Origin of the sequence: Shewanella sp. SW24, from assembly GCF_025653395.1 — a bacterium.
Classification (GTDB): Bacteria; Pseudomonadota; Gammaproteobacteria; order Enterobacterales; family Shewanellaceae; genus Shewanella; species Shewanella oncorhynchi.
Genome location: NZ_JAKKSH010000018.1, coordinates 12,497 through 38,100, shown reverse-complemented (window position 1 = coordinate 38,100; position 25,604 = coordinate 12,497). Strand labels below are relative to the sequence as shown.

The following is a 25,604-nucleotide window of genomic DNA, read 5'->3' as shown; positions in this document are numbered from 1 at the left end:
CAAATGAAGCCTGAAATTACCGAACAAGAACAACGTTTAAGAGACAAACTCTTACCCGAAATCGAAGCCTTTAAACAGCAGCGCGAGACCTTACAACTAGCCACCATTGGTACAGATGGCCAGCCGAATGCGAGCTATGCGCCCTTCGCACTGGCAGATGATGGTTTTTATATTTTGGTAAGTGACTTAGCCCGTCACGGTCATAATTTAAAGCACTCATCTAAGGTCTCTGTGATGTTAGTTGAAGATGAAACTGCGGCCAAATCGGTTTTTGCCCGCAAGCGTTTAACCTTCGATGCGATTGCCGAGGCAGTGCCCCGCGATACGCCCGCCTTCAGCAAAGGTGTTAGTGTATTATCGGCACGTTTTGGCGAAATGTCCGATAACCTTGCGGCGTTAACCGATTTTAACTTATACAAGCTCGCGCCCCATCAGGGTCTTTATGTGAAAGGTTTTGGCCAAGCATTTAGCCTGAGCGGCGCAGAGTTGTTAGATGTGGATTGGAAGCGCGATGGCCACCACGGAACGCCAAAAACGCCGGAAAACAAGCAAGTCGCTTAAGCCGCGTCAAGCTATTGTAATAAAACAAACCCGCACTCGCTGCGGGTTTCTTTTATGCTTTTCTTTTGAGTAAAACCACACAGCCCTTGAATTCTACTGCAAGAGTTAGCATCTCACTTATATGCTTTAAGTCATGCTGCGCGGTTAACGGCTGCAGATGATCCCATTCATGCTGATGTTATATTTGAATTGCCCTACCTACCTCAAGGATGCCACCCGTGACCGAGCCGACAGCCGAACTAGCCAAATCATCTGAACCCATTAAAGCGGGGGCTGAGCCATTGCCCGAAAAGTTAATTCCAGTCACGCCCACATCAAGCGCTGATACATCAAAGGCCAAACTGACCTCGGCGCAGCAAAGATCGGTATTGCCTTGGATTATGGGTTTTCTTAAACCCTACAAACTGAAAGTTGTCGCGGCGATTATCTGCTTGATGATAGGGTCGCTCGCTTGGTTATCATTGGGCCAAGGTGTGCGCTTGATGGTCGATGAAGGCTTTGTAAGGGATAATGCGCAGCGGCTGAATGAAATCATACTGTTAGTGCTCGGAATTACCGCCGTCAGTGGCACAGCGGTGTTTTGCCGCTTCTATTTGATGACTTGGCTTGGCGAGCGGGTCAGCGCCGATATTCGTCTAACGGTTTACAATCAACTGCTTAAACTCTCTCCCGCCTTTTATGCTAAGGTACGCACCGGCGAAGTGATCTCCCGTTTTACCGCCGATTCTACTTTGCTACAAACTGTGGTGGGTTCAAGTCTTTCCATGGCGCTGCGCTCTAGCGTAACTGTTCTTGGTGGTTTAGTCATGATGGGTATCACTAGCGTTAAGATGACATTGCTGGTGTTGTTGGCGGTGCCCTTAGTGTTAGGGCCGGTGATCTTTTTTGGTCGCAAAGTACGTGTGTTAGCACGGGAAAGCCAAGATAGGGTTGCTGATCTCGGCGCTTATGTTGATGAAACACTTCATGAAATTCATACGGTACAAGCCTATGGGCATGAAGATAAAGACCGTAGCTTGTTCAATCGCCGCGTCGAAGATGTCATGTCTGCGGCCAGTGGCCGGATCCGTTACCGTGCCTTATTGATCTCAACCGTGATGTTTTTAAGTATCGCCGCAATTGCTATGGTGACTTGGGTCGGTGCCCACGATGTGATGGCGGGTAAGATGACGGGCGGTGAGTTATCTGCCTTTATGTTTTACGCTGTGATGGTTGCGGGCGCAGTGGCGACCATTAGCGAAGTGATAGGCGAAATTCAGCGGGCTTCTGGCGCCGCCGAACGTTTAATCGAACTGGCTGAAACACAAGTGGATATTCCCGTTGCAACTCATCCTGTGAGTTTGCCCGCCAAGGTCAGTGGCGAGTTAATGATTGAAGGGCTCAATTTTGCCTATCCAGAGCATGATGCCTTAGTGCTAAAACAGCTCAATATGAGCATTGCTGCGGGTGAGCGGGTCGCCTTAGTGGGGCCAAGTGGCGCAGGTAAAAGTACCTTGTTCCAGTTGTTGCAACGCTTTTATGTGCCTAGCGCTGGCAGTATTCGACTGGAAGGTATTGATATTGCCAATCTTCTGCCACAGGAGTTGCGGTCGCAGTTTGCTCTAGTGCCGCAGGACTCGGTGATTTTTGCGACTAGCGTACTTGAAAACGTGCGTTATGGTCGAGTCGATGCCACCGAACAAGAAGTGATAGATGCCTGTATTGCAGCACGTGCCCACGAGTTTATTAGCGAGTTTACTGAAGGTTATCAAACCTATTTAGGCGAGCGTGGCGTGCGGCTTTCTGGTGGACAAAAACAACGTATTGCCATTGCGCGGGCGATTTTAGCCGACAGACCGATATTGCTACTCGATGAAGCGACCAGTGCCTTAGATGCGGTGAGCGAGCAGAAAGTGAAGCAAGCGCTGGATGTATTGATGGCGGGTAAAACGACTTTGATTATTGCTCACCGTCTATCGACAGTAATCAATGCCGATAGGATTTTTGTGTTTGATAAGGGTGAGATTGTTGCCTGCGGTCGCCACCAAGAGTTGATGCAATCCAATGCGTTATATCGTGAATTTGCCAGTCTGCAATTGTTAACCGAAGAGGCCAATGCCAGCGCCTTGAATGAGACCATTTAGGTAAAATAAAACCCAGTTGCTAGCTTAAACACTTAAGCTCGGTCACTGGGTCTTTTATTGTGCTTTTGTTGCTAAGCTCTGTTACTCAGCTTTGTCTTTAAGTACGGCACTTTAAGTGCGGTCTCTAAGCTTTATCTTTTAGCTCGCGGCGCAGAATTTTGCCTACGGTACTTTTAGGTAATTGCGCCATAAATTCAATCACTTTTGGCAATTTATAGGCGGTTAACTGCTCGCGGCAATAGGTTAGAATGGCCTCTTTAGCCTGTTGATGATCTTGGCTATCATCCTTAAGCACGATAAAGGCTTTAACCGCTTCGCCCGAGTGCTCATCTTTTACTCCCACCACGGCGCATTCGATCACATTAGGGTGGCTCGCTAGGACGTTTTCCACTTCGTTGGGATAGACATTAAAACCTGAGACTATGATCATATCTTTTTTACGATCAACTATTTGGTGGAAACCTTCCGCTGTTGCTATGGCAATATCCCCAGTTTTGAAGAAGCCATCTTGAGTCATAGCATTGGCGGTTTCCTGCGGATTATTCCAATATCCCCGCATGACTTGTGGGCCGCGTGCGGCTAATTCTCCGGCCGTACCTAAGGGCACTTCAATGTCGTTTTCATCTAAGAGTTTAACCTCAGTGCCAATCACAGGTTTACCAATTGTGCCTAGTTTTTGATAACCGGGTGCATTGAGTGAAATCACCGGCGAAGTTTCAGATAGCCCATAACCTTCACTGATCATGTTGCCTGTCGTCTGTTGCCAAATGTTGGCCGCCGCGGCCGTCAGTGCTGTGCCGCCCGAGATAGTGATTTTTAAATGGCTAAAGTCGAGTGCTTTAAACTCAGGTTGATGGCATAGGGCGACAAACAGAGTATTGAGTCCTGCAAATCCAGTGAAGGGATATTTGGCGAGTGTCTTAATTAAGCCGCTAATATCCCGTGGATTTGGAATTAATACCGAGCAGCCGCCACACTCGAAATACAGCACTAAGTTCACCATAAACGCATAAATATGGTAAATCGGTAGCGGTGCAACGAAGATATCTTCCCCTTCGGTGATCACGCTCGCGATGCGGGATTTTACCTGCGCCGCATTAGCGAGCATATTGCCGTGGGTCAACATGGCACCTTTAGATAATCCAGTGGTGCCGCCCGTATATTGCAACGCCGAGAGGTCGTCGAGATTTGAGATAAATCGGCTAAAGGGGAGTTCTGCGCCTTGTTTTAAAATTTGGCAAAACTCCACATTCTTCAGGCCTGTCTTAGGCTGTACGTGCGGATCGATCAAATCTAATGGGTGGGTTGAAATGACATATTCTATTTTGGTGCTGTCGATGACTTTGGCTAAGGTCGGTAATAGATCGGATAAAACCACGATCGCTTTGGCACCAGAATCATTGAACTGATGGATGAGCTCACGCTCGGTATATAGGGGATTAGTGTTAACTAAAATAAGCCCAGCCCTGATTGCGCCGTAGGCCGCGATGACAAATTGGGTGATATTAGGCAATTGAATGGCGATGCGATCGCCAGGTTTGAGTGTGGTCTTATTTTGTAAATAGGCGGCAAAGTAACGAGAATCGCGTTCTATCTCGTTAAAACTGCTGGTTTTACCGAGACAGGCATAGGCGGGTTTATCACCGTAACGCAAGCTGGTTTTCTCGATCAGATCGACCAGTGATGAGTAGTTTAGTTTGAGTTGAGAGTCTTGATCGTATGCCATGCTGAACTACCTCAAAGATGATGTTTATTAGTTGTTATTATTTTGGAGTTAAACAGGTGTTTAGATTAGAGGGTGTTAGCACCAGAGGTCAATGCTTATCGCGAAAAACATCTTTATGCCAATAACGGTATCTTTATGTAACAAATAGTATTTTTACTCTAAAGCTGAGTGCTTAACTATAGCTTAGTTATCTTAGAAGCTTAGTTATCTAATGAACCACAAAACCTAAATAAGAGTTGAAGGAAAGACAATTTAAAATTTGTAACCGTTATGTTTCTAAGGATTAAGATTGAATGTGCTCAATTTGCTTTGTCTATGCGCCGTTTAACGGGGAAATTTTCAGCTTTGTAGGTGTTTAAGGTTTGATTCCGATGTATGAGACGTTAAAGATCAGGTTGTCATTTGGGGATGAATTTCTGCCTTTAACCGGCGCTTGAGTTGATTCCTCAAGCGCCGATTGGGTAGTTAATTTGATGATAACCAATGTTACGGTAACTCATATTAAGCGCTAAAAGCTTAGTGCTAAGGACTGAAGAATCCGGTTTCTTGGCTTACTTGTTGTGTTGGCTGTTTAACATCCGTCACCGAGAATTGGATCATTTTGCGCCCCGAGGGGATAGCATCCTTATCGGCTAATACAGTGACGGGATAGTCGACTTGTTCACCCGCTGCCAAGGTAATAATAGGATCGGCAATCAAGCTAAAGGGCATTTCACTGTCGACGGCGAGTTGATACTGCTTAGTATCTTGCGTCTTGTTGCGGATCTTCAACTGATAGGTATTTTCAACTTTATTATCCGAGGTTTCACGGTACAAGCTTTGACGATCACGGATCACGTTAAGCTGGATCTCGCTGCGGCTATTTAAGTCTAACCCTATGACGATAAACATGATAATGACCGCTGCACCGTAGCCTAAGAAACGCGGCGAGCGCCAATAGGAGTAATTTACTCCCTTAAGATCATTTTCACTCATATAACCGATAAGATTCTGCTTGTAATCGAACTTCAACATAGTCTCATTACAGGCATCGACACAGGCGCCACAGTTAATGCACTCATATTGCAAGCCGTTACGAATATCTATCCCTGTTGGGCACACTTCGACACATAAATTACAGTCAACACAGTCACCTAAAGTATGGTTATCTTGATTGTTCTCTTGTTTACGTTTGCGAGGGCCACGGGCTTCACCGCGCTGTGCATCATAGGTCACGGTTTTAGTGTTGGCATCGAACATCACAGCTTGGAAACGTGAATAGGGGCAGCAATGTAAGCACATTTGCTCGCGCATCCAGCCTGCATTGAGATAAGTACAAATGGCGAAAAACCACACCCAGCTTGTCACCCAGAAGCTGGCATTACCCGTCAAGATGTCCACATAAAGTTCACGGGCGGGAATAAAATAACCGATAAAACCACAGCCAGTGAGCAGAGCTGTTAGACCCCAAAGTAGGTGTTTTGCACTTCTTTTACCGATTTTACTGCTAGTCCAAGGGGCTTTATCGAGCTGCTTACGTTTATTACTGCTGCCTTCGATGCGCGTTTCTATCCACACATAGATAAAGGTCCACGCCGTTTGTGGGCAAAGGTAACCGCACCAAACACGGCCCCAAAATACGGTAATGAAAAACAGACCGAAGGCGGCAGCGATAAAAATCCATGCCAGCAAGGTAAAGTCCTGTGGCCAGAGCGTGATACCAAAGAAAAAAAACTGTTGTTGGCTGATATCTAACAGTATTGCTTGGCGGCCATCAATAGAGATAAACGGCAGGGCGAAAAACATCACGATCAATAGGCTATTCATCATGGTTCGCAGGCGCTGAAAATCACCTTTTTGCTCACGGAAATGGATATTGCCAGAGGGGAGACTACTCTTTGCTGCGGTTTCAGTAGAGAGGTTTTTAACCGGAATGTGTAGCTCTACTGAGGCAGGTTTCGCGCCCACACTCTTATTTACACTTGGAGAATTTGGGGTAACTTCGCTCTTGGGCATAAAGGGTCCTAACGGCTTAAATAAGATTCGCCTCCCTATAGCAAGCGCTAGGCCAAGTTTTGAATGATTCAACCTTATGATATATATGGTTATTTTGTGATTAAAGCCAGATAAAGATCACGATATATCACACATTGGCGATATATCGCGTTTTTAGTGTGCTCGTTTTGAATTAGATTTCACTCGATTGACGCTGGATCCCCAGTTTTTTCATTCGCGATCTCAGTGTACTTGCGGGCACACCGAGGACATTCGCTGCGCCGAGTGGGCCGGATATGCGCCAGTTTAAGCGCTTAAGGGTTTGTTCTATATGCAGCGCTTCCGCTTCTGCTAAGGTTTGCCCTTGGGTTTGAGCTAAGGGATTATTGCTCGGCATAGCGTGGATCTGCAGAATATCTCCTTGGGATAGAATGGCTTCGCGTTCGAGGATATTTTGCAGTTCGCGCACATTGCCGGGCCAAGTATAAGCCATGAGTTTTTGTAGCCCCTTTTGGCTCACTCCACGGATTTTTTTACCTAGCTTACGATTCAAGTTGTGCAGAATATGGCTGACGAGTTCGGGAATATCTTCGATTCTTGCGCGCAGTGGTGGTACTTGAATAGGGAATACATTCAAACGGTAATAGAGATCCATCCTAAATAATCCCTGTTCGACTCGCTTGAGTAAATCGTGGTGACTGGCGGCGACTAAGCGAATATCCACTTGAATGGTTTCGCTGCCACCGAGACGTTCAAAGGATTGTTCTTGGATGACTCGCAGTAGTTTTGATTGGGCTTCTAAACTGAGTTCAGCGACTTCGTCGAGGAACAGTGTGCCTTGATGAGCAAGTTCGAAGCGACCTTTACGGCGGCTTGTGGCGCCAGTAAATGCCCCCTTCTCGTGGCCAAAGAGTTCACTTTCTAGTAAAGATGCCGAAAAGGCGGCACAGTTGACACTGATCATGGGTTTATCTTTGCGGCGACTGAGCTGATGTAAGTTACGGGCAACGAGTTCTTTTCCTGTGCCATTTTCACCACAAATGAGCACAGTACTGTCGGTATTGGCCACCATGTGCAATTGCTGGATCATATGGCGGATCACTGTACTAGCACCCGAAATATCCACATCACCCGTTTTATCTGCCAGCTCTGCCTGTAGATAATGATTTTCAGAGGCGAGTCGCTCCGAGAGCGCTTGTACTTGGGCTAGTGCTTGGCGTAATGACTGCTCTGTTTGTTTTTGAATACTAATGTCGCGAAATATCGCGACTACGCCAATCAGTTGATTGTCACGGTAAACAGGGGTGGAACTGTAATGAACGGGGAAGCTACTGCCATCTTTACGCCAAAATACATCGTGGGTGATTTCTCGGGTGATCCCATCCTTTAAGGTGTTGTAAATTGGACAATCCTCTTGGGGATAATGACTGCCATCTGCATGACTGTGATGATGGCAGTTATGGATGTTTTTACCGAGTAGCTCTTCATTCTTCCAACCCGTCATGCGTTCGGCTGCCGGATTGATAAACACCGCATTACCGCTTAAATCAAATCCATAAATACCTTCGCCGACAGCGTTGAGCAGTAACTGGTTTTCCGGTAAGAAATGCTTATCTATCGATTTTTCATTATTGACTGAAATCTTATTGGTCATCTGTCTTACTCTGGTTTTGGCGGTATTTTCTGAGTATACCTTAAGTACTGTGACGCGATATATCGTGTTTTTTATTATGCCCTTTAAGCATTTTTTCTTTGGTGATTTTTCTGCTCACACTTTTTGCCGTTCGAGTACATTTTACTTGGTGCCATACTCTAAAAAATATTTTCATCTAAGAAATTGATATAAAAGATAAATGACTAATATTCATTCAAAAGTCTGATTTAACATTGGATATTGTTTAATTTATGTTATAAAAATGTTTGCGCAATGTAATTTGTGTTGGCCGTGGTAGCAAGGTTTAGGGACGAGAATCGCACAAAGCAGGTCAGGTATTCTAAAAATAATAAGCAGTTGGGATGAATATGATGACCTCAAAGAAGCAGAAGTTTGGATTAAGTGCAGTGAGTTTGGCGATTACTCTAGCCTTGTCTGGTAGTTTAATCAGTCCGCAGGCAATAGCAGAAGAAGATGAGACGGCTGTTAAAAATGAGAACGTTGAAAAAATTGCAGTTGTAGGGTCCCGTGCTGCGCCACGCTCAATCGGCGATTCCCCCGTTCCTATTGATATTATTAGTAGTGACGACCTTAAAAAGAATGGTTCGACTGACATGATTGATATGTTAGTGACTTCGGTGCCATCGTTTAACTCACGCGCTCAACCGATCAGTGATGCAGCAACCTTAGTTCGTCCCGTTAATTTACGGGGTTTGCCATCAGACAGTACGCTAGTGCTAGTCAACGGTAAGCGTCGTCACCGTGCATCTGTGATTGCGTTCCAAGGTGGTGGTATTAACGATGGCGCTCAAGGTCCTGATATCTCAGTTATTCCTGGTTCTGCATTAAAGCAAGTTGAAGTGTTGCGCGACGGTGCTGCTGCGCAGTATGGATCGGATGCGATTGCCGGAGTCATGAACTTTGTTTTAAAAGATAATTCCGAGGGTGGTTCCATCACTGTGACCCAAGGAGAATATTACGAGGGTGATGGTGCTACAACTACGGTCGAAGGTGATGTCGGTTTACCTGTGACTGAAAATGGCTTCGTCAATTTGAGCTTCCAGTATAAAAATGCTGACTCCACTAGCCGTAGTGTGCAGCGTCCTGATGCGGCTAACTTAGCCGAGCAGGGTAATACCGCGATTAATGACCCCGCACAAGTGTGGGGTAATCCTGAGATTAATGATGACTATTCAGTGTTCATCAACTCAGGTTTAGACATTAATGCCAACATGCACGCCTATGCCTTTGGTAATCTGTCTTCCCGTGATGCCGTGGGGGGCTTCTATTATCGTTACCCACAAAATCGTAGCAACGTGTATTCCAATGATGGTGGCCAGAATTTACTTGTGGGCGCTGTAAATGGTGATCCATCAACATGTGGACTCGTACCTATCCCTAAAAATGCTGATGGAAGTGACGGCAACGTACTCGACACTGATGCATACAAGGCGATGGTTGCCGACCCAAATTGCTTTGCTATGAACCAGATATTTCCAGGTGGCTATACGCCGCAGTTCACTGGCACCATTGAAGATATGTCCTTCTTCGCAGGTGTAAAAGGCGATATCGGTGAATGGAATTATGATTTCAGTGCTGGTACGGGGGCGAACAAAGCCAGTTTTGGTCTTAAAAATTCGTTGAATCCATCACTGGGATTAGATACCCCGACGGATTTTGATACGGGAGCTTATGAGCAAGTTGAAACTACCGTTAACCTCGATTTCTCGCGCTTCATAACCTTAGGAGGCATTGAAGACATTAGTTTTGCTTCTGGTTTTGAATGGCGAAATGAGTCGTTTGAGATTTCTCAAGGTGATGAAGCCTCGTGGATTGCTGGCCCTTATGCTAACCAAGGTTTCAACATTGGTGCGCACGGTTTTAAAGGCTTTGGCCCAGAATCTGCGGGTAAAAACTCTCGCCACAATATCGGTATTTATACGGATTTAGAAGCTTATTTAAGTGATGACTGGTTACTCGGTTTAGCACTGCGTTACGAAGACTTCTCAACCTTTGGTGATACGTTAAATTACAAATTGACGTTGCAGTATTCTGCAACGGATGAATTGTCGTTCCGCGCCTCACACAGCACTGGCTTTCGTGCGCCAACGGTTGGCCAAGAAAACGTGGTGAATACCCAGACATCGATCATCGATGGTGAATTGATCCAGACCTTTATCGCCCCTCCAACCGATCCGCTTGCGGCATTTTACGGTGGTGAAGTGTTAAAGCCAGAAGAGTCGATTAGTTATGCGATTGGGGCTGTATATGAGTACGAAAGCTTCTTCTTAACTGTCGATTACTACAACATTGGCGTAGAGGACCGTATTGCGCAGTCGAGTAAGATTGATGTTGAAGCTAAAGATTATGATGCGCTACGTGCAGCTGGCGTTGAGTTCCCTGAGTTGATCCAAGGCGTGAGCTATTACACCAATGACTTTGATACTACGACTCAAGGTATCGATATCGTCGCTTCCTATGATGCGGAAATCCTATCGGGTAATGCTAAGTTCAGTCTTGCTTATGGTTGGACCGATACCAGCGTTGATAAATACGATCCCGAAACCACTGATGAAGGCAAGGTTCGCCGTTTAGAAGATGGTATCCCCGCACATCGTGCCACCTTAACTTGGGCACAGTCATGGGACAAGTTAACCCTGTTACTGCGTGGTAACTATTTTGGCGAGTACTATGCGACTCATGCTGACGATACCTCTGATTGGGGCTCTGAAATGGCTGATGCTGCGGTGACCGTCGATCTTGAAATGAGCTATCAATTACTTGATGGTTTAACGCTGGCGGTGGGGGCTAATAATCTATTTGATCAAGAAGCGCAAAAGCTGAAAGAAGGGACCTTGGGTGAACTCGGTGGCGTTTATTATGAAAGTGGGCCATTCGATTACAACGGCGGTTTCTACTATGGTCGAGTGAATTACCGTTTTTAATGAGTAAGCCAATTTATAGAAGCGATTTCTAACCCACCTTTCAAGAAATTTGGCTTTTATAAATAGAAGTGAAGTAAGCAAAAAGGCTGCAATGCAGCCTTTTTTATTCGTATTTGACTCGTCCTAAATATGGTTTAGTGCTTAGTTACGATTCGTTTGCGCGGCAACTAAACCATTTAACACATCACTCATACTGAGTTTTGACGGCAAGAGAATTCCATTGGGGGCGCTTGGACCATAAATTTTATTGTAGGGCGTGCCGGGGACTCCTTCGTGGCGCATATAGGTTTCAATCGTTTTATTCGCCTCACTCCAGTTTCCTTGCATCAGAATGATATTGTCGGCCATCAAGGCATTTACAATTTGCTCCCTGTGGGTGACTTCCGCTTTATTCGTTTGGCAGATGGTGCACCAATCAGAGGTAATATCGACAAAGACGGTATAGCCTTGGGCAACCAGAGGCGCGATTTTCTCTGGGGCTAAGGTGTGCCATTGTAGTTTTTGATAGGCTTGGTAATCCTCGCTTTTGTGCACAAATCCAATAATAGCACTGAGTCCTAAGGCGAAAAATCCCAGCACAAAAATCACCGTCAGTGGTATGGTTTTACCTTTTTGTCTTTGCCAAAGCAGCAATAAGATCGCACCTATTAATAGGCAAAGAATAAAAATACTGGTCAGCGTTATAGTGTTCATAAAATTTCCTGATTGAGAATCGCCTTTGTGATAATAGCGATGAAGGCTTAGGTATTAAGGTTTGGCTATAAAGACTTAGGTTAGCGCTAATCTTAGCGGTTAACGGCTTAAATCAGTGTGAATTTATGGGATTATCGCGTTTTGGGTTCTCTTAAATGACTGTTCATTTATTGAAAATGGATTTATTAGCGTTAACGCCTTGATGGCGCGATGCTAGAATGGCAAGCAAGTTTAAGGCCCTGCAGTGGGCATTTTTATTCGGCGAAAGGTGTCATCAATGAGTTGGAGTACTTGGTTAGGTTTATTGGCTATTTGTTGTTTGGGGGCTATGTCGCCGGGCCCAAGTTTGACTATGGTAGTACGTCATACTTTAGGTGGTGGGCGGGGAAAGGGGATCGTCTGTGCTTGGGCACACTCGATAGGGATTGGGATCTATGCGCTGGTGACGTTACTGGGCTTAGCCGTAGTCCTTAAAAAGGCGCCCTTAGTCTTTAATGGCATTGCGATTCTCGGTGCCTTATACCTTGCTTGGATGGGAGTTCAAGCGCTGCGTTCCAATGGCGGTATGCAAGCTAAATTGGCTGCAGGGGAGGCGACAGATACCTTAACCGCAGCCCGTGATGGTATTGCTATTTCTTTATTCAACCCTAAGATAATGCTATTTTTTCTTGCGTTATTCAGCCAATTTGTGATGGTCGCCGACAGCATGACGGCTAAAGCATTAATTGTTTTTACACCGTTAGTAGTCGATGGTCTTTGGTACACTTTGATAGCCTTATTGCTATCCCACTCGAGTGTGTTGCCTAAGTTGAGAGAAAAAGCGGGGTTAATTGATAAGTTGTCCGGCGTAGTATTGATATTGCTGGCGATCCGTGTGGTGTACACGCTTTAGTGATCTATCTAAAATCATTGGTTTTAAATAACAAACACGCCATCAATCGATGGCGTGTTTGTTTATGGCTATGCATTTAAATCAAGGCGTGATTAGCCTTTAAACATTTGCACAGAATTATCAGCTTCTTCTGCCACACTTTCTTGGATAATGGGTGGATTGGCAATGTGGTCGTCTAAGTTGTCACTCAGCATTTCTTTGAATTCACTGCTAAACCATTCTAATGCGCTCTCTTTTTCTGCACCGAGATCCGCTGATTTAATCGCGGCTTCGAAGGCATTAAAACGTGCTGCGGCAAAACGGAGTGCTGTGCCAACTTTACCTACATCTGCTTCTTGTTGGCTTAGCTGATTGGCTAAGGCAATAAACTGATCGGCAAGTTCGTAAATGGTGGTGCTGCTCGTGTCGGTCATGGCGTTCACTCTAAAAAAGTAACAAATTAAAGTTCGATTCTAACTTAATTGGTGTAAGAAGGAATCGTCAGGCATTAACTATTGGGATCTGTGTCGGTAATGACGACTCCTGTATGGGAGTCATAATTAATCGACAGTTTATCGTTTGTTCGATACAAATAAGTGCACTGGCCAGGATCGGTATAACTGGCTTTATAGTCGGTTTCAGTCGCATCAATATTCAAGCGCGAGACACTTGGCTGGGCATTTTGAAATAATACTTCCCATACCGATATACAGTCTTCGACATTATCGAGTGCCGGAGAGGCCTCATTACCATGGATATAGTGTTGTGCTGGCCAACCGAAGGCGTTGAAATCTATTTGTTCGGATTGTGCCGTACCAAATACGGGTAAATCCTCTTTTGGACCTGAGCCCACTTTTACAGCCCATACGGAACGTGCCAGATTGATAGCTGATTTAAAGCCTCCGCCTGCCGCTTTAACGGTTGCAATTTGCGCATCTTGTTGCACATTGATAAATTTTGGCAGGGCCACTACGGCTAAAATACCGAGCACTATGATGACCACCACAAGTTCAATTAAGGTGAAACCCGTTTGATGTCTTTGAATTGATTTATCAGAATGTTGGATCATCATTACGTATCAAAGTGTGCGAGAATGGGCGCACTATATCACTTAATTTCGAATGTTTTAAATTGAAAGTCTTAACGTGAGACCTAGCGGGTTTAGGGGTATTACTTAGCGGCAAGTAAGGTCTGCAAACTTGCCATACCACTACAGGACTTTTAAGCTAACCCGATTATAGAATTGAGGAAGTAAAATAGTGACTCAGGTGACATGGCAAACATTTATTGATGAGCAAAGAGCTTTGCCTTATTTTCAGCAACTAAGCGCATTTGTTGATAATGAACGCAGGGCTGGGAAAGTGGTTTATCCCCCCGAAGTTGATGTTTTCAATGCTTTTAGTATGACGCCCCTTGAACAAGTCAAAGTGGTTTTGATTGGCCAAGATCCCTATCACGGCCCAGATCAAGCCCATGGTTTATGTTTTTCGGTTAAACGCGGGATAAAACCACCGCCATCTTTAGCCAATATGTACAAAGAGTTAGCGACGGATATTGAAGGTTTTGTTGTGCCATCCCATGGTGATTTATCCGCATGGGCGGAGCAGGGGATACTGATGCTCAATACGGTGCTGACCGTTGAGCAAGGCAAGGCGCATTCCCATGCCAAAGCCGGGTGGGAAGTCTTTACGACTGCGGTGCTGGAATTATTAAATCGGCAGACTCAGCCGATTATTTTCGTGCTTTGGGGCAGTCATGCCATTAAAAAGGGTCAAGTCATTAACGCACCGCAACATCAAGTGCTCACAGGACCGCATCCTTCACCTTTATCGGCTTATCGCGGTTTTTTTGGTTGTGGGCATTTCTCTCAAGTTAATCAATTATTGCTTGAGCGAGGCGAAACGCCGATCCTTTGGCAGGTTTGATTTTAGGATTGCGGTTAAAGCAATAAAAAAGGTCTTACTGAGTAAGACCTTATTTTTGGGGCGAAACTACATTAGTTAGCAATCAGTGGTTTCTGTCGACCGAAATCTTAGCTAGTGTTACTAAGGCTTGCTTATAGTCGCTATCGGGTAAAGCAGATAATGCCGCGATCGCTTTCTCTGATTCTTCAATTGCTTTTTGTTGGGTGTAGTTTAACGCGCCGCAATGGTGCAGTGCTGCTACGATTTTATCTATGGCCTGAGTACCATCACCTTGCTCAATTGCTTGACGTATGAGCTGTTTCTCTTCGTCTGTGCCATGGGCAATGGCATAGATGAGTGGCAGAGTCGGTTTACCTTCGGCAAGGTCATCGCCAATATTCTTACCTAGCTCGTCACTGTCGGCGGTATAGTCGAGTAAGTCGTCGGTGAGCTGAAAGGCGGTGCCGAGATATTTACCATAGTTGCCTAAGGCGGTTTCTTGCTCAGGCGTTGCACCTGCTAGCACGCCCGCAAGTAGCGTAGCGGCTTCAAATAACTTGGCTGTTTTGCAATAAATGACCCGCATATAGCTTTCTTCAGTGGTGTCTGGGTCATTACAATTCATCAGCTGTAAGACTTCACCCTCGGCCAACACGTTAGTCGTATCAGCTAACACTCTGAGCACTTTCATGTTGTCAAGTTCGGTCATCATCTGGAATGAGCGGGTATAAAGGAAATCCCCGACTAGCACACTGGCACTATTGCCAAACAGTGCATTGGCGGTTTCTCGTCCGCGGCGTAACGTCGATTCATCAACGACATCATCATGGAGCAATGAGGCTGTATGGATAAACTCAATAATCGCCGCTAGCTTAAGATGTGCTTCGCCTTCGTAGCTCACCGCACGTGCGGCTAAAACCGACAGCAGAGGACGAAGACGTTTACCACCACCATTAATAATGTAAAAACCTAATTGATTAATTAGGGCGACATCTGATTCAAGCTGTTTATATATCAGCTGATTGACTGCTTGCATATCAGTGTCAGCCAGTTGACGAATAGCGTTTAAATCCATAATAGACTCTGGTTGTGGGGTCATTACGTACCCGGCCCCTGTTTAGGCTCACGTGTTATAATGAAATGAATTTTACCTAAAATTCTGACATATGACAGCACTAGCTCAACTAATGTGAGAGTTAATCCGGTCTTTTTTTATTCTTTCCTAATTAGGGCTTGCCAGAGTTAGATTCTTCGCGTAAAATCCGCGCCCATTGTCAATAAAGTTTTTGTAGCACCCTGCCTCATCCAAGAATGAGCCCGCGTGTTAGGAATTGGAGTAAAATAGCTATGTACGCTGTTTTTCAAAGTGGTGGTAAACAACACCGTGTAGCTGAAGGCCACACAGTACGTTTAGAAAAGTTAGAAGTTGCAACTGGCGAAACTATCGAGTTCGATCAAGTTCTTTTGATCGCTGATGGCGAAACAGTGCATGTTGGTGCTCCTTTAGTGGCTGGCGGTAAAGTCGTTGCTGAAGTTGTAAGTCACGGTCGTGGCGATAAAGTTACTATCGTTAAGTTCCGTCGTCGTAAGCACCACGACAAGAAAATGGGCCACCGTCAGTGGTTCACTGAAGTTAAAATTACTGCTATCAACGCATAATAGGAGTCTAACTCATGGCACATAAAAAAGCTGGCGGTTCTACTCGTAACGGCCGCGATTCAGAAAGTAAACGTCTAGGTGTTAAGCGCTTTGGCGGTGAATCAGTTCTAGCTGGTAACATTATTGTTCGTCAACGTGGTACTAAATTCCACGCTGGTGTAAACGTAGGTATTGGTCGTGACCATACTCTGTTTGCTCTGACTGACGGTAAAGTTAAATTCGAAGTTAAAGGCGCTAATAACCGTAAGTTTATTAGCATCGAAGCTTAACTTTCGAACCTAGCTTATACTGTTAAAGCCCCGCCATTGGTGGGGCTTTCTGTTTTTTGTGCTTCTATTTACGCCGTGTAGATGCTTGAGTTGGTAAATGATTACCAAGAATGAGCATTGACAGGTAAGATTGGGAGCAAAGTATCTCGAGTTTTTTGGCGACCAATGAAGTTAGACGGTATAATTGCTTCATTCAGTGGTGCCAGGAGTAAGTATGAAGTTTGTCGATGAGGCAGTAATTAGGGTCGAAGCAGGCGACGGCGGTAGCGGTTGTGTTAGCTTTAGGCGCGAAAAGTATGTACCTGATGGTGGTCCTGATGGTGGTGATGGTGGCGACGGTGGCAGTGTTTTCCTGCAAGCTGACGAAAACTTCAACACTTTGATCGAGTTCCGTTTTGAACGTTTTCACATGGCTGAACGTGGCGAAAATGGTCGTGGCCGTGATTGTACTGGTCATAGCGGTAAAGATCTGATCTTAAAAGTTCCTGTTGGTACTCGCGCGGTCGATCATGATACTGAAGAAGTCCTTGGGGATTTAACAACCCACGGTCAAAAGCTATTGGTTGCCAAAGGTGGTTTCCATGGTTTAGGTAACACTCGTTTTAAGAGCAGTACTAACCGTGCCCCACGTCAAAAGACGTTAGGCACACCCGGTGAAGTTCGTAGCCTTAAATTAGAGTTGTTACTGCTGGCTGACGTTGGTTTGCTTGGCATGCCTAACGCGGGTAAGTCGACATTCATTCGTGCGGTTTCCCGTGCAACGCCGAAAGTGGCTGATTATCCGTTTACAACACTGGTGCCTAACTTAGGTGTGGTTAATCCACGTCCTGGACAAAGCTTTGTGATTGCGGATATTCCTGGTCTCATCGAAGGCGCTGCCGATGGTGCGGGTTTAGGTATTCGCTTCTTAAAGCATCTTGAGCGTTGTCGTATTCTGCTGCACATCATAGATATTGAGCCGATTGACGGAACCGATCCGGTTGAGTCTGCGCGCGCTATCGTAGGTGAGCTTGAAAAATACTCTCCAAAGTTGGCGAGTAAGCCACGTTGGTTAGTCTTTAACAAAACCGATCTGCTGCTTGAAGAAGAGCTGCAAGAGAAGGTTGATCGTATCGTTAAAGAAATGGGTTGGGAAGGTGATGTCTATACTATCTCCGCCTATAACCGCGACGGTACCAGTGAGTTGGCATTAAAACTCCTCGATTACATTGCGAGTCTTCCACCTGAAGACAATGAAGTCGACCCAGATAGTGAAGTTGAGTTCAAGTGGGATAATTATCATCAAGCAAACCTTGATTCATTGAATGAAGACTATGTTGATGAAGATGATGACGACGACTTTGATGATGACGACTACGACGTAGAAGTTATTTACCAAAGATAATAGTAATCTTTGAGTTTTGAGAGTTCTGTGTACGCTGATACTCAAAATGATATTACTCGGCAAGTTGTGCGTGCTGCACAATTGCTACTGGCCTACGGCGCGGAATCTGATTTAGTTGAAGAAATCAGCCAGCGTCTAGGTCAGGCTTTAGGTCTTGCCAGCGTAGAACTCTCTATTTCCTCTAATTCCCTCGTGTTAACCAGTTTGGTTCATGGTCGCTGTATCACAACTACTCGTCGTATTCGTGAGCATGGCATTAACATGACAGTCGTCTGTGAATTACAACGTATCTGTTTACTCGCTGAAAAGGGGTTGTATGGCCCAAATGAAGTGCGTAAACGCTTGGCGCGGATTGAACCTAAAACCTATCCTCCTAGCTTAGTGGTATTCATGATTGGCCTGTCGTGCGCTAGCTTCTGTCATTTATTTAATGGCGATCTCACTGCATGCGTGATTACTTTTTTTGCCGCGGCAGTGGGTATGTCGGTTCGTTTAGCAATTGCTAAGCGGCATTTTAATTTATTAGTCAATTTTGCCATCACTGCTTTCGTCACCAGTATGCTGGCTCAAACGGGTTATTTGTTTGAGTTAAGTGAAACTCCTAAGGCTGCTATGGCCGCGAGTGTGCTGATGTTAGTGCCGGGTTTTCCGATGATTAATGCGATTTCCGACATGGTAAAAGGGCACATGAATGTCGGTATATCCCGCTGGGGTCATGCTACTTTGCTGACCGTTTCTTCTGTGATTGGCATTACGATTGCGATGCAGATCGGCGGAATTTTCCTATGATGGAATTATTGATAGCTCTTTTGCACGATGCTTTTTTCTCAGCAATTCCCGCCGTAGGATTTGCTATGGTATTTAATGTTCCTAAACGATTTCTTCCTTACTGCGCTTTAGCGGGAGCTATTGGCCATAGTTCCCGTACTTTAATGTTACAGTTTGGTCTGCCAATCGAGTGGGCAACCTTCGCCGCAGCGGCATTAGTAGGGATTATTACCATAGGGTTTGGTAAGCGCCATTTAGCGCCACCTTTAATGTATGCTGTCGCCGCGATTATTCCTATGATCCCAGGCACTTATGCATTTAATACTGTGATTGCCTTAGTGCAATTGACCGCTCAATCTCAAGTCAGTCCTGAACTGACGGGGCAAGTGATTAGTAATGGCCTCAAAACTGTCTTTATTCTAGGGGCGTTAGCTGTGGGTTTGGCCATGCCGAGTTTGCTGTATTTCAGGACCCGCCCCGTCATTCAATAATTCTATTTCTATAAAACAGGAGTGAGCATGCGCATTGCTATGATAGCCGCGATGGCAAACAATCGAGTCATCGGAAAAGATAATAAAATGCCATGGCATCTTCCAGAAGATCTACGTCACTTTAAAGCGATGACCCTAGGCAAGCCTGTTGTGATGGGGCGTAAGACCTTTGAGTCAATCGGTAGGCCTCTTCCTGGTCGACATAACATAGTGATTTCACGCCAAACGGATCTTGTGATTGAGGGCGTGACCTGTGTGACCTCATTTGATGCAGCCAAACAAGCTGCTGGTGAATGTGAAGAGTTAGTGGTTATAGGTGGTGGCCAGCTTTATGCCGAGTTATTGCCCTGCGCCGATATCTTATATTTGACGCAAATCAATCTTGAGGTGGAAGGCGATACATTTTTCCCCCACTGGGACGATGGGACTTGGAAGGAAACTGAATCTTTGGCGAGTATAAATGCGGCTGGTTTGGAATATCGCTTTATCAATTTGGTAAAAAAATGTTAAATTGCAGCTTCTGTTGTGTACCCTGTGTGTATGGGGCGTCAGTTTATCTAACGTATTGCATCATATCGGACATTTAGTTTTCACGGAAAGAGATAGCCTATTTCGTTATCCTAGATTTCGAACGAGAGCTAAAGCCAAGAGGTCAATATCATTTAGACAATAGATGCAGCCCATACAGAATTGATAATAAAACTATAAGAAAGTATTAAGGAGTATCGGATGCGTCTTATGCCTGTGGCCTTGGCTGCGTTAATTGGATTTAGTTCTATTGCTGTACCAACCTCTGCTGTTGCGGGGGAAGATCCACTCGTAGCGAGTCTTTGTGATTATGTAAAAGCTAACGACAAAAACCGCTTACGTAAAAAGTTAAAAGAAAGCCGCGTTAAGTTACGTCAGATTTACAGTGGTATCAGTTGCGATGGTGCAAGTCTATTGCGCACCGCTTACGGTGCGAGTGCGAACGATACCGGTGAGTTTGTGGCTAAGCGTTTGTCGGCGACTGAATTGAGTGTTGCTGAAGCTGATGGGATGACTATCCAAGCTTGGGCTGAAGCAAACGGTCATGGTGCTAGCCCAATTACCGCTGCAGTGAAAGAGCGTCTTGGCGCTGCTGCGGGCGGTGAAGAAGAGTAATGCGGATTTGAACTTAGCGGCACTTTAGCTCTATTTGCTGCTACGTTATATTAAGCGTCTAATATCAAGTATCTAGCATTAAGCTAGATAAAAATGCCAAACTTAAGTTTGGCATTTTTTATGGCCTTAATTTGTGCAAAGGCCGGACAGTTCGAGTCGTCAGTAAGATAGGCAAGTGAATTCGTCTCAAAAGAAAGGGCCGCTAAGCGACCCTAGGTTTTAGTGGTGATAAACATTAGACTCTAAATTCACCGACCGAAGCTTGGAGTTCTTCGGCTAATTTGGCGACTTGATGGCTAGACTGAGCCGTTTGATCTGCACCAATAGCGGTTTCTTCTGAAATTGCTGCAATATGCTCTAGTTTTTCAGAAACTTGCTGGCTTACTAAATTCTGTTCCTGCGCAGCATGGGCGATATGGGTGCCAGAATCATAGGCTTTATGCACAGATTGGCTGATGGTCTCGAGGGCAATGTTGGCTTGCTCCGTTTTTTCAACGCAGGCGTTTGCTTGAGCACGCCCCATATCCATGGCGGCAACGGCTTGCTCTGCACCTTGCTGCAACACTTCGATCATCTGTTGGATCTCTCGTGTCGACACTTGAGTGCGTGAGGCTAAACTACGCACTTCATCGGCAACTACCGCAAAACCACGACCTTGTTCACCCGCACGGGCGGCTTCAATAGCGGCGTTAAGGGCGAGTAGGTTAGTCTGTTCTGCAATACCACGGATTACATCCAAAATTGAGCCAATAGAGGCGCTGTCCGACTGCACTTTATTGATCACAACACCCGCTTTGGCCACTTCATCGGCTAAAGCCAAAATAGTCAGTTTGTTCTCTTGCGCAATGGCACGCATATGCTGAGTTTCTTGATCAGCCTGTTTGATTTGCTCAAGGGCTTGATTGGCACTTAAAGACACCTGCTGAGCACTAGAGCTAAGTTCAGTTGTTGCAGTAGCCACTTGGTCAACTTGGCTTTTTTGTTCTTGTATGCCTGAGGTGGTTTGTGCTGTGATTGCTGATGTTTGTTCGGCTGCCGCGGCAAGTTGATTTGACCTATCTAAAATACCTATGATTAAACTGCGTAAGCTATCGACTAGACGATTACAGTTTTTTGCTAGTTCGGCAAATTCATCGTGTCCAGAGTCATCTAGTTTATGGGTAAGGTTGCCTGAGGCTAAGACGTTCAGGGCATTGTTCACTTGGCTGAGTGAGCGTTTTAACGGATTCACCACAGCAAAACTCACAATCACAGCGACAACGATTGCTATTAACACGACAATCATGGTTTGTATGCTGGCAGAGTCAATCTTGGCTATAGTGTCATTGCTCATGTTCGCGGCAACAAGTTCGATGTTATCGCTGACATCATTCATGTTGGAATTGATGACTTTCACATCATTTTCGATAATGCCTAGTTTTATCACAGCTTCTTTGGAGTGGGAGAGCTGACTCGATTTTAGCAGCAACATAGATTGCGGACCGGTGACGAGCGCTAATACTTTTTCGATATCTTTAGTGACCGAGCTTAAGGTATCCGCTTCGACAATACCTTGACCGTGACGATTCACATATTCAAGTTTGTTCTTGGTTTCGCTGATAATGTAGTCAAGTTCCTTTGAGATCAGTTCGTGCTTACTGTCTTCGTCATTCGTTACTAAATCTGCAATAGTAGTGATGATATTTCCGAGACTAGTATCAATAGCGCTGGCTGATGCAGCAAGACTCTGCTCATCGGGATTCTGACTGCTTTCTAAATCAACAATATCGAGCAGTTCTGATGAGGCATCATCGGCGGCATTTTCGAGCTTTTTCTTTAGTTCAACTAGCTGTTCTTGCTTGCTCAATGAGGCCTCACGTTCGGCGATCATGGCAATACTATCTCGCTCAAAGGTAGCAAAGCTGCCGCTTAATTGGGCAATTAAAGAAGATAGATTCTGCTGGCTCTTGACTAACTGAGTGAGGGTGGCAATTTCGTTTTTGAACTGAGTCCCGTGGTCTTCAAACACTTTACGAATATTCGGGATATTTGCCGATCTAGGAGTGTTATAGGCAATCAGGATTTGTCTTTGTTGCTCACTCAATGCTTCACTAAGGTGGTTTGTCGATTTTAGCGCGGGCAAGCTTAATTCTTGCATCATAGCAGAGCTGGCTTTTAGGCTATTGTTGGTTAAATAAGATGTAAATCCTAGCAACACGAGTAAAAGTGTGACAATACCAAATCCGCCAATCACTCTGGTGGCTACATTAAATTTCATAGGATACTCCGATTTTTATTATATTTTTCCAAATGAAAACAGGGTGATATTCAGGGTTAGGCGGCTCAGTCTGTTATCGACTTTAAGCTGTTTTAGTTTAACTCTTTTTTAACTTTTTTTGCGTAATTTTTTGGTCTTTTTCAAGATGCCATAAGGTTAAGTGTTCACCCCAGCAACAGCCTGTATCTAAAGCCTTTAATTTAGTATCGTCGACCTTGCCCATCAACGCAGCCCAATGGCCAAATACTAAGGTATGACTCTGGCGCAGCGGCGAAGCAAACTCAAACCAAGGTTTGAGTTGTGGATTAGTACAGTTTTCAGGAGGTTGTTTGCAATCAAAATCAAGTCGGCCATCGACATAAAGATAGCGCATGCGTGTTAATGCATTGATGCAATAACGTAAGCGTTCTATGCCAATTGCACTTGGATCCCATTGCTCTGCGGTATCTGAATACATTTGGCTTATTAATGTCTCAAGATAATCATCGTGCTTGAGGGCGCGACTGACGAGTGCGGATTCTTCTCTTAATACCTCCAGCGACCACTGAGGTGGTACACCCGCATGACTCATAATGAGTTGGTGTTCAGGTAATTCACGCATAAGAGGTTGTTGTCTCAGCCAGTCAATTGAGGCTGAGATATCGGGGGATTCTAGAATTTCAGTGAGATTATCGCTGGGTTTAGCGCGCTTGAGCTTACCGTGTAATGCCATTAGATGGAGATCGTGGTTACCTAAAACCGTTTTAGCGGAATCACCTAAGGAGCGAAAAAAACGTAGCGTAGCTAAGGAGTCAGGTCCACGTGCAACAAGATCACCTACAGCCCAGAGTTCATCGCGGGAAGGATTAAAATCGACCTTAGCGAGTAATTTTTGTAACTCAGCGAAACAGCCTTGAATATCACCAACAAAATAATGCGCCACAGTACCCCTTTCCTAACGATATTAATGTAGTAAGCCTGGGGTCGCTAAACGGAAGGGACGGATTGTCGCCTGGAAACGCTCACCCGATTCGCTGACCATACCATAAGTGCCGTGCATTATGCCAAGTGGCGTATCGAGCACAGTACCACTGGTGTATTGATAGGCAGTATTCGGCGCAATGGTTGGCGTTTCACCGACAACACCGGCACCTTGGACTTCACTGGTGTTGCCATTGGCATCAGTGATTATCCAGTGACGAGTTTCAAGTTTAGCCGCTTGCTCACCTAAATTGATGATAGTGATGGTGTAACTGAAGAGGTACTTTTCATCCTCGGGCGAGGACTGCTGCTCTATATACTCAGTTTTGACTTCGACCCGAATGGAGGTGTCCAATGCGCTCATTCTTGTTCCTAGGCTCTGGTATAAGGGCACCTAAGTGCCCAGACATATTTATGCTTTCTTATCGCAAACCATGTTAGCCATAGCAACATACTGCTGCACGCTAATCTGTTCTGGGCGTTGACTTGAGTCAATCCCTAACTGCTCGAACTCATCGTCAGATAACATGTGCTTTAAGTTATTACGCAGAGTCTTACGACGCATGTTGAATGCGGTAGTACAAAGGTGGCGTAGTACGGTCACATCTTTACAAGGGAACGGCTTTACGGCGTATGGCAATAAGCGTACGACTGCTGAGTCTACTTTAGGCGCAGGGGTAAAGCTGTGGGGCGGCACTTCGAGAACCGGAACCACTTGGCAGAAGTATTGTGCCATGACCGTTAAACGGCCATAAGCTTTACAGCCTGGGCTTGCCGATAGACGCAGGACTACTTCTTTTTGTAGCATAAAGTGCATGGTTTCAATCTGTTCGGCAAATTCGAACAGGTGGAACATCAGCGGCGTTGAAATGTTGTAAGGTAAGTTACCAAACACTTTCATCTTTTTGCCTGGCACACTCAGTTGGCCAAAATCAAACTGCAGTGCATCACCTTGGTGAATGGTCAGTTTATCTTTAAGGACTGGGTGATGATGTAAGCGTTCAACTAGATCGCGGTCGAGTTCGACAACAGTCAGATTATCCACAGCATCGGCTACAGGTTCAGTTAAGGCACCAAGGCCAGGGCCGATTTCGACCATCACATGGTGATTATCGGGTGCAATTGCACCCACAATGCGGTCAATCACATTGCCGTCGGTAAGGAAGTTTTGTCCGAAACGCTTTCTGGCCGTGTGGCCTAAATGTACTTTGTTGCTCATTAATAATGTAATCGTTTAGTTCTTTGAGGATAACTCAATGGCTTTATTCAGAGCACAGACAAAACTGCCAATATCGGCCTTGCCTGTACCCGCGAGATCGAGCGCCGTACCGTGGTCAACCGAGGTACGAATATAAGGTAAACCTAAGGTGATGTTTACCGATTTGCCAAATCCTTGTGACTTGAGAACGGGAAGTCCTTGGTCATGGTACATGGCCAAGACGACATCGGCGTCCTGTAAATATTTAGGTTGGAACAGAGTATCGGCCGGTAATGGGCCGACAATATTCATCTGGAACTCTTCTCGCAACTCGTTGAGTGCAGGAATAATCACGTCGATTTCTTCACGCCCTAAATGGCCGTCTTCACCTGCGTGTGGATTGAGACCACAGACATAAATTTTCGGTGAAACTATGCCAAATTTGCTGATGAGATCGGCATGTAGAATCTTGATAATATGCTGTAAGCGTTGGCGTGTTATGGCTTTTGCAACATAGGCCAGAGGAATATGGGTGGTCACGAGTGCCACTTGCAAACCCGGCGTTGCCAGCATCATCACTACATCGGGGCAATTTGCTTGATGGGCAAAAAACTCAGTATGGCCACTAAAGGAAATACCTGCTTGATTGATAATGCCTTTATGCACGGGGCCTGTCACGACAGCATCAAACTCGCCGCTCATGTTTTTTTCGCCCGCATAACGCAAGGTTTCAACTACATAAGTGCTGTTTTGCTCATCGAGCTGACCACAAATCGATTCGCTCACTAACTTAAAGGGCGCTATGGTTAATGTGCCCGCTTCTTGCGGTTTAGGAGCTTGATTTGGCTGGTAAGGGCGGAAAGTCACTTGCAAACCGAGTCGTTTCGCGCGGCTCGCAAGTAATTCTGGATCCGCACAAACGACTAACTCAGCAGGCCAAGCCTGCTGAGCGAGTTGTACGACTAAATCGGGGCCAATACCTGCGGGTTCGCCTGGGGTAACGGCAATACGTTTAGTGCTCAAT

Annotated in this window: 24 protein-coding genes; 12 read left to right on the top strand and 12 right to left on the bottom strand. The window is 45.4% G+C overall.

Translation table 11 applies throughout. From position 1 onward, the window contains the following. Nucleotides 1-3: 3 nt before the first annotated feature. On the top strand, nucleotides 4-561 hold the full coding sequence (hutZ, locus tag L5M17_RS15120) for a heme utilization protein HutZ (protein ID WP_263148349.1): 558 nt from the start codon (nucleotides 4-6) through the stop codon (nucleotides 559-561). Between the two features lie 218 nt (nucleotides 562-779). Beyond that, nucleotides 780-2,684: an ABC transporter transmembrane domain-containing protein gene (locus tag L5M17_RS15115; protein ID WP_263148347.1), complete on the top strand. Its 1,905-nt coding sequence runs from the start codon at nucleotides 780-782 to the stop codon at nucleotides 2,682-2,684. 124 nt (nucleotides 2,685-2,808) lie between these two features. On the opposite strand, the gene L5M17_RS15110 is transcribed toward L5M17_RS15115, so the two are convergent. From L5M17_RS15110 to L5M17_RS15100, 3 genes are all read right to left on the bottom strand, one after another. Next, a complete protein-coding gene (locus tag L5M17_RS15110) occupies nucleotides 2,809-4,410 on the bottom strand; it encodes an AMP-binding protein (protein WP_263148345.1) in 1,602 nt (533 codons plus the stop codon). 522 nt (nucleotides 4,411-4,932) lie between these two features. Beyond that, complete coding sequence (ccoG, locus tag L5M17_RS15105) at nucleotides 4,933-6,405, bottom strand: cytochrome c oxidase accessory protein CcoG (RefSeq protein WP_263148343.1); 1,473 nt, start codon at nucleotides 6,403-6,405, stop codon at nucleotides 4,933-4,935. Between the two features lie 172 nt (nucleotides 6,406-6,577). Further along, nucleotides 6,578-8,038, bottom strand: a complete 1,461-nt coding sequence (locus L5M17_RS15100; RefSeq protein WP_105250005.1) for a sigma-54 interaction domain-containing protein — start codon at nucleotides 8,036-8,038, stop codon at nucleotides 6,578-6,580. A 368-nt stretch (nucleotides 8,039-8,406) separates the two neighbouring features. Between L5M17_RS15100 and L5M17_RS15095 the strand changes: the two genes are divergently transcribed. Beyond that, nucleotides 8,407-10,983: a TonB-dependent receptor plug domain-containing protein gene (locus tag L5M17_RS15095; RefSeq protein WP_263148391.1), complete on the top strand. Its 2,577-nt coding sequence runs from the start codon at nucleotides 8,407-8,409 to the stop codon at nucleotides 10,981-10,983. A 141-nt stretch (nucleotides 10,984-11,124) separates the two neighbouring features. On the opposite strand, the gene L5M17_RS15090 is transcribed toward L5M17_RS15095, so the two are convergent. Continuing rightward, the gene (locus L5M17_RS15090) at nucleotides 11,125-11,676 is read right to left on the bottom strand and encodes a thioredoxin family protein (RefSeq protein WP_219255264.1); all 552 of its coding nucleotides are present in this window, start codon (nucleotides 11,674-11,676) and stop codon (nucleotides 11,125-11,127) included. Nucleotides 11,677-11,953: 277 nt separating this feature from the next. Between L5M17_RS15090 and L5M17_RS15085 the strand changes: the two genes are divergently transcribed. Continuing rightward, nucleotides 11,954-12,568, top strand: a complete 615-nt coding sequence (locus L5M17_RS15085; RefSeq protein ID WP_105250002.1) for a LysE family translocator — start codon at nucleotides 11,954-11,956, stop codon at nucleotides 12,566-12,568. Nucleotides 12,569-12,660: 92 nt separating this feature from the next. On the opposite strand, the gene L5M17_RS15080 is transcribed toward L5M17_RS15085, so the two are convergent. Beyond that, a complete protein-coding gene (locus L5M17_RS15080; protein WP_105250001.1) occupies nucleotides 12,661-12,981 on the bottom strand; it encodes a DUF3144 domain-containing protein in 321 nt (106 codons plus the stop codon). 74 nt (nucleotides 12,982-13,055) lie between these two features. After that, nucleotides 13,056-13,619, bottom strand: a complete 564-nt coding sequence (locus L5M17_RS15075; protein ID WP_028761538.1) for a Tfp pilus assembly protein FimT/FimU — start codon at nucleotides 13,617-13,619, stop codon at nucleotides 13,056-13,058. Between the two features lie 187 nt (nucleotides 13,620-13,806). Between L5M17_RS15075 and ung the strand changes: the two genes are divergently transcribed. After that, the gene (gene ung, locus L5M17_RS15070) at nucleotides 13,807-14,472 is read left to right on the top strand and encodes a uracil-DNA glycosylase (RefSeq protein WP_181800850.1); all 666 of its coding nucleotides are present in this window, start codon (nucleotides 13,807-13,809) and stop codon (nucleotides 14,470-14,472) included. Between the two features lie 82 nt (nucleotides 14,473-14,554). Here ung and ispB read toward each other — a convergent pair whose 3' ends face one another. Continuing rightward, nucleotides 14,555-15,526 (bottom strand): octaprenyl diphosphate synthase, encoded by a 972-nt coding sequence (ispB, locus tag L5M17_RS15065; protein ID WP_049821790.1) that lies wholly within the window; start codon nucleotides 15,524-15,526, stop codon nucleotides 14,555-14,557. Between the two features lie 272 nt (nucleotides 15,527-15,798). Between ispB and rplU the strand changes: the two genes are divergently transcribed. From rplU to L5M17_RS15030, 7 genes are all read left to right on the top strand, one after another. Beyond that, nucleotides 15,799-16,110, top strand: a complete 312-nt coding sequence (gene rplU, locus L5M17_RS15060; RefSeq protein WP_006080526.1) for a 50S ribosomal protein L21 — start codon at nucleotides 15,799-15,801, stop codon at nucleotides 16,108-16,110. 14 nt (nucleotides 16,111-16,124) lie between these two features. After that, the gene (gene rpmA, locus L5M17_RS15055; RefSeq protein ID WP_006080527.1) at nucleotides 16,125-16,379 is read left to right on the top strand and encodes a 50S ribosomal protein L27; all 255 of its coding nucleotides are present in this window, start codon (nucleotides 16,125-16,127) and stop codon (nucleotides 16,377-16,379) included. Between the two features lie 214 nt (nucleotides 16,380-16,593). Beyond that, nucleotides 16,594-17,763 (top strand): Obg family GTPase CgtA, encoded by a 1,170-nt coding sequence (cgtA, locus tag L5M17_RS15050; RefSeq protein ID WP_105250000.1) that lies wholly within the window; start codon nucleotides 16,594-16,596, stop codon nucleotides 17,761-17,763. Nucleotides 17,764-17,790: 27 nt separating this feature from the next. Then, complete coding sequence (locus L5M17_RS15045) at nucleotides 17,791-18,552, top strand: threonine/serine exporter family protein (RefSeq protein ID WP_113939893.1); 762 nt, start codon at nucleotides 17,791-17,793, stop codon at nucleotides 18,550-18,552. Next, nucleotides 18,549-19,022 (top strand): threonine/serine exporter family protein, encoded by a 474-nt coding sequence (locus tag L5M17_RS15040; RefSeq protein WP_028761533.1) that lies wholly within the window; start codon nucleotides 18,549-18,551, stop codon nucleotides 19,020-19,022. The genes L5M17_RS15045 and L5M17_RS15040 overlap by 4 nt, the downstream gene beginning before the upstream one ends. Before the next feature lie 27 nt (nucleotides 19,023-19,049). Next, nucleotides 19,050-19,532: a type 3 dihydrofolate reductase gene (gene folA / locus L5M17_RS15035; protein ID WP_028761532.1), complete on the top strand. Its 483-nt coding sequence runs from the start codon at nucleotides 19,050-19,052 to the stop codon at nucleotides 19,530-19,532. Nucleotides 19,533-19,751: 219 nt separating this feature from the next. Continuing rightward, nucleotides 19,752-20,165, top strand: coding sequence for a DUF3718 domain-containing protein (locus L5M17_RS15030; RefSeq protein WP_105249997.1), 414 nt, complete (start codon nucleotides 19,752-19,754; stop codon nucleotides 20,163-20,165). Nucleotides 20,166-20,400: 235 nt separating this feature from the next. On the opposite strand, the gene L5M17_RS15025 is transcribed toward L5M17_RS15030, so the two are convergent. The 5 genes from L5M17_RS15025 to pdxA form a co-directional block, all read right to left on the bottom strand. Further along, nucleotides 20,401-22,422 (bottom strand): methyl-accepting chemotaxis protein, encoded by a 2,022-nt coding sequence (locus L5M17_RS15025; RefSeq protein ID WP_198572988.1) that lies wholly within the window; start codon nucleotides 22,420-22,422, stop codon nucleotides 20,401-20,403. A 97-nt stretch (nucleotides 22,423-22,519) separates the two neighbouring features. Further along, nucleotides 22,520-23,344: a symmetrical bis(5'-nucleosyl)-tetraphosphatase gene (locus tag L5M17_RS15020; protein ID WP_113939897.1), complete on the bottom strand. Its 825-nt coding sequence runs from the start codon at nucleotides 23,342-23,344 to the stop codon at nucleotides 22,520-22,522. Nucleotides 23,345-23,365: 21 nt separating this feature from the next. Beyond that, nucleotides 23,366-23,746: a Co2+/Mg2+ efflux protein ApaG gene (gene apaG / locus L5M17_RS15015; RefSeq protein ID WP_028761528.1), complete on the bottom strand. Its 381-nt coding sequence runs from the start codon at nucleotides 23,744-23,746 to the stop codon at nucleotides 23,366-23,368. Between the two features lie 48 nt (nucleotides 23,747-23,794). Further along, nucleotides 23,795-24,601, bottom strand: coding sequence for a 16S rRNA (adenine(1518)-N(6)/adenine(1519)-N(6))-dimethyltransferase RsmA (gene rsmA / locus L5M17_RS15010; RefSeq protein ID WP_263148338.1), 807 nt, complete (start codon nucleotides 24,599-24,601; stop codon nucleotides 23,795-23,797). 15 nt (nucleotides 24,602-24,616) lie between these two features. Further along, nucleotides 24,617-25,603, bottom strand: coding sequence for a 4-hydroxythreonine-4-phosphate dehydrogenase PdxA (gene pdxA / locus L5M17_RS15005; protein WP_105249994.1), 987 nt, complete (start codon nucleotides 25,601-25,603; stop codon nucleotides 24,617-24,619). Between the last annotated feature and the right edge of the window lies 1 nt (nucleotide 25,604).